This window comes from Pseudonocardia sp. 73-21 (genome assembly GCF_001899645.1).
GTDB lineage: Bacteria > Actinomycetota > Actinomycetes > Mycobacteriales > Pseudonocardiaceae > Pseudonocardia.
Genome location: NZ_MKVV01000053.1, coordinates 91,425 through 109,590, shown reverse-complemented (window position 1 = coordinate 109,590; position 18,166 = coordinate 91,425). Strand labels below are relative to the sequence as shown.

Sequence of the window (18,166 nt, the reverse complement as noted above, 5' to 3'; positions counted from 1 at the left end):
CTACCGAGTGGGGTGGCGAGTGCCCTGACCGGCGGGGACGGGCGCGAGAGAGGTCCACGCCGGACCATCGGCTGTCACGGCCGCCATGCGGTCGTAGGCATCGAGGACCAGGCGTTTCGTGCGGAACTCGCCGTGGTCGCGCTCCTCGTACTTGCGGACGACTGGGAACGCGTCCAGCACATGCTCGGCCTCGGGCCGGGTCAGGCCGTAGACGTGCAGGAACGCGGCGTCGAGGTCGGCGCGCAGCAGGGCCCGGCGCTCGGGGTCCCAGCGGAAGGGCGGGCCGGTGTCGTGCATCTCCTGGGCGTAGGGCTGCAGCCGCCAGGAGGTGTAGGACAGCTCCAGCACGTAGGGGATCACCCAGTCCGCCAGGGAGCGGTCCGGCTGCCACGGGGTCGACGCGGCGAAGGTGGCCGGGGTGGGGCAGGCGAGCTGTTCGACCACCGAGTACGTCATGTGGGTGCCGCTGAGCTTCTGGCGGGCGATGTAGTCGAACACCAGCGACGACCACACGGCGTGCAGCAGTGGGCCGTGCGCCGGATCGGCCGGGAACGCGAGCGGGAACACGTGGCCGACGGCGCTGGTGGGCAGGGCCGAAGGCACGAACGTGCGCTCGTTGCTGGCGTTGGTGATGTCACGCCAGCCGAGCAGCCAGTCGCGGCCCCAGCGCTGGGCCAGTGCCTTCGTCACCTCGATGCGGGCGACCCAGTAGCGGGCAAGCGGCTCCAGGTTTGGGTCGTCGTGCTGCTCAGCGGTGGGGCGGGGCAGCGTGCCCTTATTAAGCTGCTCGTGCGTGGCATCGCGGTAGGTGGAGTACCGGTGGTCGAAGTGGCTGAGCAGCTTCGCCTCGTACAGCGGCCGGTACTCATCACTGGCCAGGTGGTACGACCACCCGTCGAACTCTGCGCCGGTTAGCCACTCTGACTGATGGAACAGCCCGGAGTCATCTGCCATATGCAGCATTCGACCTAGCGACAGGCGCCAGGGGTTCAGCTGGCCCGCATCTCGGATCAGGACGGGATGCCGCCTGTACACACCCAGAGTGATCGCGGCGTCCTCGCGCGTGCGAAACATTGGCAGAGTGCCTGTGTTCGGGTTGATCGCCAGCACTTCGTCGGGAGTCAGCTCAAACCGGCGCGCCGGCACGTCCTCTACGAACCGCGTGTAGAAGGCAAACCGGCTGCGCTCAGCTCGCCATCGACGGCCACTGACTGCCGTGAGGGCGAAGCGGAACTGGTTATGTACGCCAGCAAAGATCTTCGATTCGTTCTCGAAGTCGTAGAAGGCGAGTAGTCGCTTGGATCCGAGCGTGTCAGCGAAGAGCGGCGCCGTCGTTTTGTCCGTCGCCAGCCCGGTCGGAGTGATCACCCCGGCCGCGCCCTGCGGCCCGACGATGGCCCGAAAGGTCTCGGCGAAGACGCTGTAGGTGTTGATGTCGCCTTGTCCGGTGAGCGGGTAGCGGCCGCTTTCCCGGAGCACCTTGCCGATACCGTCGGAAGCGCGCATCGCATTAAGGTAAGCAGCGTGGAGGGACGCTCCCTCGATTGAGCCAGCCAATTCCTCAATCATCCGGCGGCGGATCGCGGCGGTCCTCGCCTTGACGATGTCGTCGCGGCCGTAGGCTTCGAAGAACTCCTTGTCCTGCATCTTCACCCGCTCCCACGGCGGGTTGCCGACGACGCAGGAGAAGCCCCCCGCCCACCCGGTCTGCTCGTCGACCCCCACCCCACCCGCGGGCACGGTGAAGATCTCCGGGAACGCCAGGTGCCAGTGCAGGAACAGATACTGCTCGCGCAGCCGGGCGATCTCGGCGCGGGTGGTGGCGGGCACCGTGTCGTCGGCCGGGTCCTGGAGGGCGAGGAACACGTCCTGGGTGACGGCCTTCGGGGCGTCGAGCTTCTTGTGCCACAGGAACGCGGCGCACCAGGCGTCGGCGGCCTGCCGGGCGGTGCGGTAGGCGTCGGATGCCTGCAGCTCGGCGTACTGCGCGGCCTGCTTGTGCACCCCGGCCAGGTCGTCGGCGGCAGCGCTCGCGATGGTGCGCAGCTCGGTGGCGAAGCCCGCGTTGTCGACGCGGACATCGGTCCCCATCTCGAACAGCGACATCTGCGCATCGCGTGACTGCTTCGCGAGCGCTCGGGCGAAGGCGGGATCATCGCCGACGATCGGGGTGAACGCGGCGTCCGGGATGCCGTCCCGCAACAGGCGGGGGGTCGCGCCGATGAGCGCGTTGCCGTGACGGATGTGCGCGTCGAGGAAGCTGAGCGGCTTGCCCGGTTCGAGGGCTTCGAGCCACAGCGACACCTTCGCCAGCTCGACGGCCATCGGGTTGAGGTCGACACCGTAGATGCAGCGGGCGATCACCTCGTGCAGGGCGGCGCGCGCCGACGGCAGCGTGGGTTCGGGGTTGCCCTCGCGGACGGCGGCGACGCGCTTGGCGATGCGGCGGGCAGCGCCGACGAGGAAGTGGCCGGAGCCGCAGGCCGGGTCGCACACGGTCAGCGCCAGCAGTTCGGCGACGATCGACCCGGCGTCGTCGCCGCCGCGCTTGACGGCGTCGTCGAGCACCGGGTCAAGCGCGGAGTCGAGCAGCAGCTCGATCAGCGACGACGGCGTGTAGTAGGAGCCGGTGGTCTTGCGGGCGTTGCCCGCGGCGGTCTCCAGCGTGAACTCACGGTCGACCGCGCTGTGGCGCGGCACCAGCTCCAGCAGCGACTCGTAGATCGACCCCAGCTCCTCGGCGTCGAGGTGGCGGTAGTCGACGGCGCGCCAGCGCCGCGATCCGGCGTCGTGCACCCGCGCCAGGTGCCGCACCGCGGCAAGCAGGTGCTCGTTCGCCAGCGACAGCCCGCGCAGCGGGGCGTCGGCCGGGGTGTCGTCGAAGATGCCGCCCAGGCCGGGCAGGCCCAGCTCGGGACGGCCGTGCTCGTCGCCGAGCGCGTCGAGGACGATCGTCAGCGCGGCGTGGAGATCGTGATGCGCGGTGCCGCGGCGACGCAGCGCGTGCGCGCGCAGCCGGGCGGTGGAGAAGAAGGCGGCGTACCGGGCGCGGGCCTGCTCCCCGGCCTCCGGGCCGTGGAGCACGTCGCGGTCCTCGGCGACGAACACGAACAGCAGCCGGTACACCAGCCGCAGCAGCGCCGCGTGCAGCGCCGGCACGTCGACGGCGTCGCGCAGCCGGGCGTTGTCGGGATGACGCAGGAACCCGCTGCCGAGCGTAGTGATGGCCTGCTGCACGCCGTCACGGAGCTGGTCCAGTGCCCGTGCGCCGGAGGTGATCGCCTCACCGCGCCAGCGCTCCAGCCAGCACGCCGACGGCGTCGCGCCCTCGTCCACTGCGAACCGGGTGACGTGCAGCAGCCGGTAGAGCAGCACGAACTCGCTGAACAACTCGCCGTCGAAGATCGCTTCGAGATCGAACTCGACGTAGGCCGAGGTGGCCAGGGCGTTGGAGTCGCGCAGCAGCCGCAGCTGACGCCCGTTGCTGACGATCGCCCACAGGTGCGCCTCGGTGCGGTTGAGGCATTCCTGCACCAGCGACTGCGCCGGCACCGCGCCCGCGACACGCTTGTCGAGCGGATGCTGCCACGCGCTGAGGTGCACGGGCACGTGCGTCCAGCGGTGGGAGACGGGAAGGTCTTGGTGTCGTCGTCGGCGGCGATCCCGCCGGCACCGAGTGCGGTCAGGGCGCCGAAACCCAGCTCGGCGAACAGCGGCAGCAGCCACTGGGAGATGGCGACGCCGGTGGCGTCGGCCGGGACGTCGGCGGCCGGGGACTGCGGCAGGCGGTCGCGCAGCTCCGTCCACAGCGAGCGCAGGTAGTCCCAGTGCCGCTCGGCCTCGTCCTGCACGGAACGGGCGCCGAAGGCGCGGTAGTCGGCGGGGCGCGCCCCCGGCACGTCCTTGCCCTCGGCGATGTACACCAGCATGTCGGCGGGCAACAGGCCACCGACGGTGTGGACGGCGGAGAACACCTGGGTGCTGCTGGTCGGGGACATCAGACCGCTCCGGGCAGGTAGACGTACACGCCGAGGACGTCGGCGGGTTGCTGGGCGCGTACCTGCACTCCGCGCACGATCTCGCCGGACGCGCTCCGCACGCGGCGGTGCGCGGCGAGCAGTTCGTCGGCGAGGTCCTCGCCCACGGCGTCCAGGTGCGCGGTGGTGGCGTCGAGACCGGACAGGACGCGGTCGAGCGTGCTGCGGGCGAAGTCGGGCGCGGTGTTGGCGTCCGCGGCAACCTGCAGAAGATCCTGTGCCTGGTCCGGGGTCAGCCAGGCAGCGTTCTGCGGCGAGCCGGTGAACGCGAGCAGGCGGGCGTCCTCGGCCACCTGCTGGCGCTCCCCCGTGCGCGACGGCAGGGTGAGGTGGAAGCGGTAGCGCACCAGCAGCAGCGTGGTGCGCACGGTGACCGCGGCGGTGCGCACCACCCCGGCCCGCCGCGCCGGCCGCGGACCGACCGCCCGCACATCGAGCGCGGCGTCGAGAACGTGCCCGGCGAGGGCGGCGACGACCGGATCGGTGCGCACCAACGCGACCTCGCCGCGTGCCACCGCAGCGGTGCCGCGGAACGGCACCCGCGGCCCGTCGTCGACGGAGCGGCCCAGCGCCGACGACACGGCGTCACGCAGCCCGGCGGGCGCGCCCGACAGGTCCGCGGCGAACCCACTGTCCGACTCTCGCCACAGCACCCCGTCGAGCGCGGTGAGCGCCTGCTCGACGAACCCGCGCACCTCGCCCGACCGACCGAGCGTGTCGCGGATCGCCGCGACCTCACGGGCCACCTCCTCGGGGTGGATGCTGCGCTGCGCGTAGCGGGAACGCGAGGCCGTCTCCCGCTCGGCAGCAGAGCGCCACTCGTCGTCGAGGGCGAGCTGCTGCGGCCCGAGATCCAGATCCAGCATCGCCTGCTCGGGGACGCGTTGCCGGTCCATCAGGTATTCCACGATCGCGTCCGTGACGCCGGTGGCGACCGCCTCGGGCACGGCCACGGAGATGCCGAGGTCCTTGCGGATCTGCCGGTGCTTCTTGATCAGCACCTCGAGCACGCGGCCGTCGATCACGTTGTCGCTGCCGTACACCGTGACGACCTTGACCACGTCGCGCTGCTGGCCGAACCGGTCGACGCGGCCCTCGCGCTGGTCGTGGCGGGTCGGGTTCCACGCCAGGTCGTAGTGGACGACGGCGTCGAAATGGTGCTGCAGGTTCACCCCTTCCGACAGGCAGTCGGTGGCGACCAGGACGCGGCGCGCCGCCGGATCGGAGCCCGCGAGATCGGCGAGCTCCTCGATCCGGGCGATGCGCTGCTGCGGCGACAGCGTGCCAGTGACGGCGCGGATCACCGCCTTGCGGCCCAGCTTCCCGTCGAGGTGCTCGGCCACGTACTCGGCCGTCGGGATGTAGCGGCAGAAGACGATCGGGTGGTAGCCCTCGGCCAGCAGCGCCTTGAGCTGGGTGATCAGCACGGCGAGCTTGCGGTCACCCTCGGCGCCCTCGAGTGCGTCGGCGCGCTCGGCCAGCTCGGCGAGGCGGCCGGCCGTGCCGGTGATGGCGCCGGGAGCCACGTCGAGGCCCTCCAGCTGGTCGGCGTCGGCCGCGTCCCGGGTGATCGGCGAGCCCAATCGGTCGGCTTCCTCGGCCGTGGCGGCCTCCGCGGTCGCCGAGCGGGTCCGCAACGTCTGCGCGGCCGCGCGCGGCGACGACACCAGCGAGCGCAGCAGCGCAATCGCCGACCACCACGCGATGCGCGTCTCCCGCCTGCCGTGCTCTCCGGCCGCGCTCACCCGTTCACCCGCGAAGGCGATCGCGTCGTCGAGCAGGGCGCGGTAGCCCGGCGACAGCGCGTAGGTCTTGTCGGTGAAGAGGCGATCCGACGGGAACGCGGTGGACTCTGCGAGGCTGTCGTCGGCGGCGCCGTCGGCCCTGGTGAGGAACTGGCGGACGTCGGCGCGCTTGCGCTGCACGAAGTACCGGGCCAGCTCGCGCCGTCCGGCGTCGGTGTCGAACTCGACCCGTTCCAGGTCGGGGACCAGCAGGCCCAGCAGGTTGCGGAACGCGCCCTCCTTGCCGCTGTGCGGGGTGGCCGTCACCAGCAGCAGGTGGCGCTCCCGGTCCGCGGCGACCTTGCACAGCAGCTCGTAGCGGAGCTGGTTCTGCGTCGTGGTGGTGTCGTCGGCGGCCACGCACGTGTGGGCCTCGTCGACGATCACGAGATCAGCGCAGTGCCGGACGAAGTCGTCACGGTGGCGCGTGGACTTGATGAAGTCCGTGGACACGATCACGTGCGGATACCGGTCGAACAGCGACTGGCCCAGCGCCAGATCCCGCTCCAGGCGCGACACGGTGGACGCCAGCACCAGCTCGGCGTCGATGCCGAACTTGCTGCGCAGCTCCCCCTGCCACTGCTCGGCCAGCGCGGGCGAGCACAGCACCGCGAGCCGGCGTGCGCTGCCCTGGGCGAGCAGCTCGGCCGCGATCAGCCCGGCCTCCACCGTCTTCCCGATCCCCACGTCGTCGGAGATCAGCAGGCGGACCACCCGCTGGCGCAGGGCCATCATCAGCGGCACCAGCTGGTACGCGCGCGGCTCCACCGCGATGCCGGCCAGTGACCGGAACGGGCCCGCGCCGGAGCGGAACCCGATCCGCAGCGCCGTGCGCAGCAGCCCCGCGGCGTGCGCGTCGCCGGAGTCGTCGGCGTTCGGCCGCGCGAACTGCGCGCTCGTCACCTGCTCGAACGCGGGGAACACGGCGGCGACGTCGGCGTCGCCACCCCCGAGCGGGCGCAGCACGAGCATGTCGGGGGCGCTGTCGGGGAGCACCACCCACTCGCGGCCGCGCGCGGCGACCAGGGAACCGGCCGTGTAGGTCGTCATTCTTGCCTTTCCGATCAGTTCCTGGCCCCGGCGCCGAAGTAGCGCTCGTGCCGTGCGGCGATCGCCGACCAGTCCACGTCGTGTGGGAAGCGCACGACCTCCCACCCCAGGTCGAGCAGGCGCTCCTCCGCCTCGATGTCCCTCGCGGCGACGGCGGCGAAGTCGTGCACCGGACCATCGACGAAGACCGCGACGGTGGCGTCGTGCAACCGGTAGACGAAGTCGGGCCGGGCGTGGGCGTCGGTGATCGTGGGCTGCGCCTCGTCGGGCAGGCGCAGGCCGTGGTCCTTCAGCCACTTCAGGAACCTGGCCTCGAGACCGGTGTCGGACTCGTCGGCCAGCCGCGCGAACTGCTCCGACCTGGTCTCCCCCCGCCCCGTCGACCGGGTCTCGGACCGCGACAGGCGCACGAGGAGATCCCGGACGGTGTGCCGGTCGATCGCGGCGTGATGGACCTGGTTGCCGTAGGTCAGTAGGCAGTCGTAGCAGCCGCGCGCGCACGGCCGGTCCGGATCCGCGCCGCCTCGGTCGGTGCCGTCGGGCTCGAAGTGGCAGATGTCCAGAGCCGCCGCGGCGACCGTGCTCAGGTCGAGCCGCGCGGACTGCAGCTGCCGCAGCACCCCGGCCCCGCCCTCGGCGGCCTCGGTGAACAGCATCCGGTCCCGGACGTCACCGGGGGGTGGGAGCAGCTCGCTGTTGAGCTCGCTGTCCTCCAGCTCGTAGGTGGCCTCGATGCCGCGTTCGAGGGCGAACATCAGCGACAGCGCCACCTTCTCCTCAAGCGGGTGCTCCATCCGCACGACGAGGATGTTGCGGCGGTCCTCGACGAAGGGGATCACCCGCTTCTTGCGGCGCCGGTCGTCGCCCTCGGCATCCAGCAGGGGCAGCTCGCCGGAGTCACCGGACGCCTCCGCGGCGTCCCTCTCGTTCATCCAGCGGCCGTCGGCGAGATCCAGCCAGAAGCCCGGTGGCTCGTCGTCCTTGGTCCGGGCCCGGCCGATGTTGGTGACCCGCACCGTGGCCGAGTCGCCGTAGGTGAGCGTGGCGATCCGGCCCGCCTCGTCATCGACGAGTGCGTCCCGCCGGCCGGGACGGGCCCCGTGGTCGTGGAACCGGTAGGACGTCACCAGGCGGAAGCCTGCGCGGCGGCGCTCCTCCTCGTCGGAGGAGATCCGCTCCCGCTTGGTGGTGTAGACCGTGTGCAACGGCAGGAGACCGACCGTGACCGCCGGCAGCCGCTCGGTGCACATGCCGCAGACGTCCTCGTCGTCGGCGCCGAGGTAGCCGCACGACTCGCACCGCTTGGCGGTCGTGGTCACCAGGTCGCCGGCACCACCAGGGGGCAGCTGGATGCGGCTGACCTGGTAGCGGGCTCCCTCGTGGTAGATCAGGGCGCCCGGACCGAACTCGCGAATGGCCAGGAAACGTGGCCGCTGCAGGTAGTCGCCGTCACCGAAGCGGCGCGCGGACGTCGGGATGTAGGCGGCCAACGGCAGCCTGGGGAACGAGTAGCCGGGCAGGAACCCTTCGCTGGCCAGGTAACGGTAGGGGTTGAAGTCCGACAGCACCGACCGGCTGTCGAGGCTCTCGTTGATCAGCAGCTTCAGCTGGGTCTCGGCCTCCCGCCGCCGACGACCGGCGATCTGCCGGTCCCGCTCGGCGAGGGAATGGTCGAGCACGCGGCGGTTCTGCTCGTCCTGGTCCACCAACGCAGCTCGGAACAGGTCCCGCCACCGGTCGAAGGCCCGGTCGAACCGCTCCGGCGCGGCCATGACCACGTCGGAGATCCACTGGTCGTGCCACCACGTCGTGTCCCGGGCGAAGTCGCCGCACAAGGCACCGAGCACCTCACGGGTGGCCGTCACCGCACGGGTTCGGGCCGTCGCGTCGTCGATCTTCGCGCGGACGTCGTCGTGCAGGCGCAACAGCGGCGTCGGTGGCCGGGCCTCCTCGTCGTAGCTGGTGTCGAGGATGGCGGGGACAGCACTACCCAGCTTCAGCCCGCACTCGGCCAACCAGATCGCCTGCACGTGCGAGCGCACCAGATCCTCGTTCGCCAGGTCCAGCCGTGGTGGCGCCACCACACCGGCGACCATGCGGTCGGAGCGGCGGAAGTAGTACTGGTCGTGGCTGTTGCCGGTGGCGCAGTACGTCGTGACCAGCGCGGGCTGCCCGGACCGGCCCGCTCGGCCGCTGCGCTGCGCGTAGTTGGCCGGGGTGGGCGGGACGTTGCGCATCATCACCGCGTTCAGCTCGGAGATGTCGACGCCCAGCTCCATCGTCGGTGAGCAGTACAGCAGCTTGAGCGTGCCCGCCCGGAACGCGTCCTCGCGACGCTGGCGCTCTGCGGGATCGACCTGAGCGGTGTGCTCGCGCCCGACCAACCCCGCGAGCGCTCCCGCGGTCTCTCGGTAGAGATGCTGGAAGAAGCGGTTGACCCGAGGGCCGTCGCCGCTGGCGTAGGTGCGGGTCAGCGGGTCGTAGGCGCCCTGCTCACCTGTGCCGACCTTCCAGACCAGCGCCGAGGCCTTGACCCGGTACCCGGTTCGGGCCGTACCGGAGGAACGCCTGCGCCAGCCCGCCTGCTGCGGTGTGACCATGATCGGCTCGACGAGATGTGCGTCCTTCAGGACCTCGAGCAGGTTCTCGATCACCTGCTGGGAGTCGTCGGCGGACAGGTGCCGGAAATAGATGCGGCGCAGGAACTTCCCCACCTTGCCCCGGCCGGAGAAGTACACGTCGGCCCGGTCCGCGCCCGGCTTGGATCCGCTCGGGAAGGCGGTACCGACCCGTGGCTTGTCCGTCGCCGAGAGCACCCACGGATCGATGAGCCGTTCCTCGCTGGCCCGCTGCAGGACGTCGAAGTCGTCGCGGAAGTAGGCGACGTCGATGGCCAGCGACCGGCGCATCTCGTCGAGCAACGCCCGCATGATCTCCGCGCGTTGGCCCGGCGTCGCGTCGCGCAGCTCGGGAACGGTCCGCGACCAGCGGTCGTCCTGTCCGGCGAGCCAGTCGAGATCCGCGTAGTGGATCTCCAGCAGGCCGGTCTGTTCGAGGTTGGGCATCGTGACCCGCCAGCCGCGCTCCAGGTCGCGGTAGAGCCGGAAGGCGATGACGTCACGCAACGTCCGGGCCGCGCTCGCGGCGAGCGACGGCGGCAGGTCGGTGGCTCCGGCGTAGTCGGCGACCGCAAGACCCATCGCGCCGGACACCCGGTTGGCGATGTTCTCGTGGTCGATGCCGTCGTCGCCGGCCTCCACCAACGCCCGGTACAAAGCCCCGCGCAGCTGGGTGACCTGAACGAAGTCGTTGAAGTGGCCGGCCTGCAGCGAGGCGTCCTGGCGGTTGTCGACGAAGGTGAGCAGCTTGCGGGCCTTCGGATCGAGCGCCTCGGGCGGGATCTGGCGCAGCGATCGGATGATGGAGGTCGACACCACCGACGTCGCCGACGAGCGGCCCTCCTGGTCGAGCGTGGCCAGCTTGGCGAAGTCCTTGCCGCGCAGCTGCTCGTAGCTCACGCCGCAGTGCAGGCAGAACAGGAACGGCGCGGGGATGAACGTCGCCCGCAGCTCGCCGCCTCCTTCCTCGCCGTACGGGTCGACGGTGACCGGCCGCGGCAGCCGCTTGCGGTAGGAGTCACGCACGGACTCGTAGCCCGCGTCGTCGGACTCCAGCCACGAGTCGGGCAACCGCCGGCCCGCGATCGCGTCCTCGACCGTCATCGGCCACGGATTGGCGGGGTCGACGTGCAGGTACCCGTCCTCCACCCGCCCACCGCTCGCGCTGGTGTCGCGCCGGGATGTGTACGTCACGACGCCGTTGTCGGCCTCCTTACGCCACACCGTGAGGTACTCCTGGCCACAGTCGCGGCAGAACGCCAACGGCAGCAGGATCTTGCCACCGGAACCGGGCTGGACGAGCTGGTAGTCACGGGTGAGGTGGCGACTGCCTGGCTCCTCCAGCGTCACGAACACCGTGTCGCCCTTGGACAGGAACTGGTGCAGCCGGAACGCGAACAGCGGGCGGTTCGTGACCGGATGCTTGGCCTCCGACCCGGCGCGCAGAGTGCGGCGGATCGCCTCGGCGCAGCGGTCCGCGTCGACCCCGCTGTCCCCGGCGAGCTCGGCGGCGGCCGTCTCGATCTTGGCGGGAGCGGCCCGGACCAGCCGGCCGTCCTCATCTCCGAGCCCGAACCGCGACTCGATCCAGCGGGCGAGCGGGTCGGCACTCAGCTCGGTGTAGGCGCGCGGCGCCTCGGTGTTCTCCAGGCGCGCGGGCGGCACGCTGACGGGCGCCTCCCCGGTGGCTCGTTCGAGCGTTTCGCCGATCACGTTCTCCGGGCGCACCGTGGTGCCGAACAAGGTGCTGGCGACGTCGGCCACGACCTGGCGCCGCTCGGCGAGGCCCCCCTCGTTGGACATCGTGGCCGAGGTGCCGATGCACTGCAGGTCCGGCGCCCCGCACGCCTCGCGCACCCGCCGGACCAGCAGTGCGACGTCGGCGCCCTGACGGCCGCGGTAGGTGTGCAGCTCGTCGAGGACCAGGAACTCCAGGCCCTTCGCCATCCGCACCAGCGACCGTCGGTCGTCGGGACGGGTGAGCATCAGCTCCAGCATCACGTAGTTGGTGAGCAGGATGTCCGGCGGGTTGTCGCGGATCTCCTTGCGCCGCTCATCGTTCTCCTGGCCGGTGTAGCGGGCGTAGGTCACCGGCTCACGGCCCGCGCCGTAGCCGTGGCGCAGGTACTTGTCGAGCTCGCCGAGCTGGCTGTTGGCCAGCGCGTTCATCGGGTAGACGATGATCGCCCGGACGCGCCTGGCGCCCTGCGCACCCTCCGCCTCCCGCTCCCGCAGCACGCGATCCACGATCGGCACGATGTAGGCCAGCGACTTCCCCGAACCCGTGCCGGTGGTGAGCACGTACGACTCGCCGGTCCGGGCCGCGTCGACGGCGTCGCGCTGGTGCTGGTGCAACGTCAACGGGCGTCCCGTGCACACCGTCGCGTCGGCGGCCTTGCGCTCCTGGAAGATGCGCGCGCACTCGGCGTGGATGACGCCCTGGTTCGCCAGCTCCAGGACGGTGCCCGCCGAGGCGAAGAACGGGTTGAGCGACAGCCAGGGATCGGGCCACTGCGACTTGCGGTCCAGGTCGTTCTCGACGAACGCGGCGATGGCCGGGTCCCGGATCACCGTGCCGGCTTCGGTGAACGACCGGTAGTCGGCGATCAGCGTGCGATGGACCTCGAACATGTCCAGGCCGAACCCGACCGGTCGCGGCTCACGGGGGCCCGGCACCACGACAGGTGCCGTCGTTCGCGCCAACCACGCCACCGGGTTGGCGCCGGCCCAGCCGGGCACCTCGTCGTCGCCGATCGCGAGCCGGGCAAGTGCATCGCGCACCTCGACCGCGCTCTCCGGCCGCTCGTCGGCCCGCTTCCGCAGCAGCCGCTCCACCAGCAGCTCGAGATCACGCGGCACGTCCTGGCGCAGGGCCTTCAGCGGCGGGATGTCGGCGTTGCAGTGCTTGTCGCCGAGCTCGAACGCCGATCCGCTGTGGAACGGCGGTACTCCGGTGAGCAGCTCGAACAACACGCACCCGAGCGCGTACAGGTCGGCGGCGGGGGTGACCGTCGACCCGCGGAACTGTTCGGGCGCCATGTAGCGCGCCGTGCCGACCGTCACCCCGCTGCTGGTCAGCCGGGCGCCGTCGGTGTCGTCGACGATCTGGCCGAGCCCGAAGTCGAGCACCTTCACCAGACCGCCGGACACCACCATCACGTTGGCGGGCTTGAGATCGCGATGGATGACCTTCTCCGCGTGCGCGGCGGCCAGGCCGGACGCGATCTGCGCTCCCAGCGCCGCGACCCATGACGCCGGGAGCTGGGGGTGGCTCTCGATGAGGTCCGCGAGCTCGCGCCCGTCGAGGAACTCCATCGCCAGGTACGGCCGGCCGGTGGGGTCGACGCCGCCGTCGATCGTGCGCGGCAGGTTCGGGTGGTGGAGCCGGCGCATGATCGCGACCTCGCGGGCGAACCGCTCCGCCGCCTTGGTCGCGCCTGTCGCGTCACCAAGTGGCCCGTATCGGCTGTTCAAGAGCAGTTTGACCGCGATGATCCGGTCCGCAGCGTGGGCTCCGGCGTGCAGATCGTGCGCGCGGTAGACCTCCCCCATGTTGCCCTTGCCGAGCGGGCCCGCGAGCTGGAAGCGGCCTGCGATGATGCTGACGCCCGCGGTCACTGGTCTTCTCCCCCTGGTTCGAGCTGTCCCCGCAAGACGGCGTCGGTCAAACCCTGCACCAGCCGCTGTCCCCACCCCGCCGCATCGTCCAACGCAGCGCCGAACCGGGCAAGGCCGTGCATCGTCTGGCCCAACCGGCGTTGCTCGCCGAGCGGCACTCGGGGGAGCTCCACACGCCGCACGTCGATGCGGTACGAGCCGCTCTTCGTCGCCGCCACCCGCAGCGTTTCACCGCTGCGCAGGACACCGGCGAGGAACTGCGGATCGAGGCCATCGGGGTCGGCCCGCAGCAACTGCAGACCCGGCCCCAGCAGTGCATCCGTGTCGTCCTCGACCACGACGGCGACCGGTCGCGAGCCGATCGTGGGCACGACGACATCACCTCGCCGGAGCTGCACCCCGGCCGCGTCGGCGGCGACCGAACCGCTGGGGCTGCGGCCGGCGACGACGTCGGGCGCGGTCAGCACCGGTGTCCCCGGTCCGGTGCCGACGTCCATCGGCCCGACCTGCTGAAGGACGGTGAGTGTCCCCTGTCGCACGAGCTCACCCACGGTCGTGCGCGCGCGCTCGGTCGACTCGTCGACCGGCCGTAGCAGCGGCATCAGATCGGGGAGCCGCGCCAGCAGAGCGACAAACCGATCCCGCTCGTCGCCCGGGTCGTCCATGTCGGTTTCGCGCCGCAGGTGGCGAGCGGGGGTGAAGTCGACATCGTCACCGAGCAGGTCGATCGTCGGCACGAGCCGGCGGATAGCCGGGTCTGACTCCTCCGCCGTGGCCCGCCGGCGGACCTCGGCCCAACCCAGATCATCGAGCCGGACCGGCAAACCGGCGGTGGTGTCGACGAACCAGGCCCGGTCCGTCGCCTCGCCGTCGTCCACCGCCAGCACCCACAGCTGCATGGGCAGGTGGGCCGGGGCCACGGCACCGGGGGGCAAGGTGATGACCGCGCGCAGGATGCCTCGCCTCAGCAGAGCGGCCCGGACATGCCTGCCGGAACGCCGTGAGGCGACCCCGGGCGGCAACACGATGACGGCTCGACCCCCCGGTCGCAGATGGGCCAGGCAGTGCTGGACCCACGCCAGCTCCGACTCGCCCCTTGGCGGAAGTCCGTAGACCCAACGCCCATCGAACTGCAACTCGTCGTGGCCCCACGCGCGCTCATTAAAAGGGGGGTTGCACACCACTGCATCGGCCACGACGTTAGCGAACCCATCGGCCCGCAGGGCGTCGCCGGTGACGACCTGTGCCACGTCGTGGGTGAAGGCCAGCCGGGCCCGCACGAGTCGGGCGAGCCCCGGGTCCAGCTCCTGTCCGAGCACCGTGACTCCGGACGGGGAGGCGCACAACAGTGATCCGGTTCCGCACGCCGGGTCGAGGACCGAACCTGTGTCGACCCTCGCCAGCTCGATCATCAGCGACGCGAGGTCGTGCGGGGTGACCGCGAGCTGGCGCGACGACGCCTCGACGTACCGGGCGCACAGCTGCTCGAATGCCTCCATCGCGCCGATCTCGGCCGCGACGTCGGCGACGGCACTGCGAATCCCCGAGGGAAGATCCACGTCGACTCCCCGAAGGTGCTCCCCGATCCTGGCAACCACCTCGGAGGGCGCGCCGTCGCCCGCGGTCGCCACGGCCTGCCACGCGAGCTCGATCAGTGACTGCGGGCCGAGCTTTCCTTGCTCCCGCAACCACGCCTCGATTTCGGCCAGCCGGAAGCTCGGGCTCGAGTCGCGTCCGTCGACCGGCCGCGGGAAGTCGCCGTACCGGCGACGCCAATTGCTCACCGCCGCCCGGCCGACGCCGGCCATACGCGCCACGCCCGCGGCCGTCACCACAGCCTGCCGGTCCATGCCCTACTCCGGTCTTGGGAGTCGTCGCAACAGATGAACACTCTGTTGACTGGAGCATATCAACAGAGTCTGGTTGACTGTGTCAACACAGTCCCCCGCGTGGTCTCATGGCGACCGGCCGGTCCGTCCGTCAATGGTGTGTGTCGGACAGCTAACGCTGTGAGGTGGAGCACCGACGTGCCAGCAGATCACATATCCGCAGCCGAGAGGAACCCGTGCACCTCGTCCTGATCGCCACGAGCGGGAACCAGCGCTACATCTTCGCCAGCAATCGGCTGCGGGAGGCGGTCGGGGCGTCGCACCTGATCGCCTCGGCCACCACGTCCTGGGTGGAGGAGGCGCTGGCGTCGACCGGCGGCACCGTGCTGCAGGCGTCGTCGGGCAGCACGCTGGCACTGGCCCCGGACGCGGCGGCCGCCCGCCGGTTGGCACGGGCGGTCACGATGCGCGCCCTGCGGGAGGCGCCGGGACTGTCGGTGCAGGCGGTCGGCGTGCCCATCGCCGGGGAACGGCCGACGGCCGACGAGGTCGGGTCGGTGTTCGCCGAGTTCGGCCGCCACGTCGCCGCGCGAGCGTCGGAGACGGCAAGACACCAGCGACTGCCCATCGTGGCCGCATGCCACTCCACCGACCTGCCGGCCCGGTCCTGGCACGCCGACCGCGATGCCGAGCTGAGGGGGGATCCGGACGAGGACCTGCGGCCTCGGCCGCTGTCGGCCGCGGCGATCGCCAAGCGTGACGCGCGCCCGGCTGCGCGCGCAGCCCTCGCCGCGCGGCTGCCCGGACACCGCCCGGTGGCGTTGCACCGCTTTGCCGACAGCGTGGACTGGGTGGGGATCGTGCACGCCGACGGCAACCGGCTGGGCGAGTTCTTCCGCGCCGCGGTCAGCGCCCTCGACGGTGACACAGGTGCGGTCAGCGCGCAGGTGCAGCAAGCCGCCGACGCGGCGCTGCGGGACGCGGCCGGTCATCTCGCGGAGCTGGTCGGCGCGGGCCGCGCCCTGCCGCTGGTGCCGCTGATCGTCGGTGGGGATGATCTGACCGTGCTCGTCGACGGGGCGGTCGCGTTGCCGTTCGTCGAGCACTATCTCGACGCCTTCGCCCACCGCAGCGCCGCGCAACCGCTGATCCGGCGCGTCACCGACGCCGTGGGGCTCACCGCGTCCGCGGGGGTCGCGCTGGTCAAGCCGCACTTCCCCTTCTCGGTCGGGTACCGGCTGGGCGAGGAGCTGGCCGCCTCGGCCAAGGTGCTCGCGCGTGCGCATCCGGGCACCCATGGCCTCGACGTGCACGTGCTCATCGACTCCAGGGTCACCGGGCTGGAGGCGATTCGCGCCGGCTACGGCGCGCACGGCCGGCTGTTGACCGAACGGCCCTACCTCCTCGGCACCGACGCCACGGCGGCGCCGCCGGACCGGGACTGGAAACCGGCACGGGAGCGCATGCGGCTCGTCGCCGGTGTGCCGCGCAGCGGAGAGGGGTTGCTGGTGACCCGCACCCAGCTGTACGCCCTGCGTGGGGAGGTCCGCCACGATCCCGTCCTGGCCCGACGGCGGCTCGCCGATCTCGACACCCGGGTACCCGCGCACGGTACGGACCGGGCCCGCCTCGACGCGCTGCGCGGAGCGGACGGGCTCGCGCCGGGGCTGCTCGACCTGCTGGAGCTGGGCGAGTTCGTGCCGGCAGTGTCGGCATGACCGCGGCCCCGGTGCCGCTGCGCGGCGACACCCGGCTGCGGATCACCACGATCACCGACTGGCACGTCGGTACCGGGACCGGCGTGCCGGGTGACGTCGACGCGCTGGTCCGTCGAGACGTCGACGGCCTGCCCTATCTCCCGGGCAGCTCGCTGACCGGAGTGGTGCGCGACGCCTGCCTCACCGTGGCCCGCGCCCTGGACGACGGGGCCGAGGACGGGCTGTGGCAGCGCTGGCACGCGGCGCTGTTCGGCGGTCCCGACCCTGATACCGCCCCGCGTCCCGCAACGGTCGCCGTCGGGGCGGGGCGGATACCGACCGGGCTACGACGCGCGCTGCTGGCCGATCCGGCCCTGGCCGCCTCGACCACGACGGTCCGGGCCGGGGTGCGGATCGATCCCGAGTCCGGCCGCGCGGCCGACCAGATGTTGCGGTTCGTCGAGCTCGCCCGGGGAGGCGTGCCGTTGGAGGCCAGGCTGACCGTCGACCCCACCGACGGAGACGCCGCGACCGCGACCACCGCGCTGCTCGTGCTGGGGTTGCAGTGGTGCGACCGCGTCGGCGGAGACCGGCGGCGCGGGCCCGGCCAGGTGCGCATCGAGGCCGACGGGCAGCGGGCCCGCGACTGGGCGGCATGGCTCGCCGCCACCGGATGGCAGCCCCCGGCCCCGCCGGAGCACTCGGCCACCCCGGCCTCCGCACCCCGTCCGATGACGGCGGGCCCGGGCTGGCAGGTCGTGGATCTGACGATCACCACGGCCGATCCGGTGCGGGTTCCGCTCGCCACGGCGGGCAATGTCGTGCGGGGCCACGACTACCTGCCCGGCAGCGTGCTGCTGCCGTGGCTGAGCGAGCGCTGGGGTCGCGACCTGGTCCGTGACGCCGTCGCCGGGGAGTCATTGGCGGTCCGGCACGCCCATCCCGACGTGCTGGGTGACCGGGGACTCCCGGTGCCGGCAACGGCGTTCCGCAACCGGCTCCCCGGCGTCGACGACGTGACGTTGAACGGGCCCGCGGTGGGCGCCCGGCAGGTGCGCGACCGGTGGACGTCGCCCGACCCGGCCGAGGGCGAGCTGCCGCTGCAGGACGGTGGCACCGGGGTGGTCAGCCACAACTCGGTGGACCGCGACCGGCAGCGGCCGACGTCGGAGACCGGGATCTTCGAGGTGGAGGTGCTCCCGGCCGGCCGGCGCTTCCACAGCCGGCTGATCGTTGCCGACAACCTGGCCGCCGCGCTGCGCGAGCGCCACGGCGCCACCTGGTGGCAGGCGCTCGCCGGCCCGGCCCGGCTCGGGGCGCGCCGCCGCGGGGAGTACGGCGGGGTCCAGGTCGAGGTGGCCGAGCCGCGCGCGCCGGACCTGTCGCCACCGTCGGCGTCGTTCACCGTCTGGCTCTGCTCGGACGTGCTGGTCCGCAGCTCCGGGTTGCGCCTGAGCGCAGACCCCGACGACCTGCGCCGCGAGCTGGCACGACTGCTGGGGACCGACATCGCCTTCGACGCGGTCACCGCAC

The 18,166-nt window shown here is 71.9% G+C and carries 6 protein-coding genes; 2 read left to right on the top strand and 4 right to left on the bottom strand.

Annotated elements, in window-relative coordinates:
- The 4 genes from BGP03_RS17200 to BGP03_RS17185 all read right to left on the bottom strand — a co-directional run bounded on the left by BGP03_RS17200 (window position 1) and on the right by BGP03_RS17185 (window position 14,957).
- Window positions 1-3,609, bottom strand: a complete 3,609-nt coding sequence (locus BGP03_RS17200) for an N-6 DNA methylase (RefSeq protein ID WP_298800724.1) — start codon at window positions 3,607-3,609, stop codon at window positions 1-3.
- Window positions 3,610-3,997: 388 nt separating this feature from the next.
- Window positions 3,998-6,871, bottom strand: a complete 2,874-nt coding sequence (locus tag BGP03_RS17195; protein ID WP_298800723.1) for a DEAD/DEAH box helicase — start codon at window positions 6,869-6,871, stop codon at window positions 3,998-4,000.
- A 14-nt stretch (window positions 6,872-6,885) separates the two neighbouring features.
- Window positions 6,886-13,107, bottom strand: a complete 6,222-nt coding sequence (locus BGP03_RS17190) for a protein kinase (protein WP_298800722.1) — start codon at window positions 13,105-13,107, stop codon at window positions 6,886-6,888.
- Complete coding sequence (locus BGP03_RS17185; RefSeq protein WP_299736727.1) at window positions 13,104-14,957, bottom strand: N-6 DNA methylase; 1,854 nt, start codon at window positions 14,955-14,957, stop codon at window positions 13,104-13,106. Before BGP03_RS17185 ends, BGP03_RS17190 begins: the two co-directional genes overlap by 4 nt.
- 215 nt (window positions 14,958-15,172) lie before the next feature.
- Here BGP03_RS17185 and BGP03_RS17180 point away from each other — a divergent pair, with 215 nt between their 5' ends.
- Window positions 15,173-16,654, top strand: coding sequence for a hypothetical protein (locus BGP03_RS17180; RefSeq protein ID WP_298800720.1), 1,482 nt, complete (start codon window positions 15,173-15,175; stop codon window positions 16,652-16,654).
- The coding region (locus BGP03_RS17175; RefSeq protein ID WP_299736725.1) for an RAMP superfamily CRISPR-associated protein at window positions 16,651-18,166 on the top strand (1,516 nt) is incomplete at its 3' end. The genes BGP03_RS17180 and BGP03_RS17175, both read left to right, overlap by 4 nt.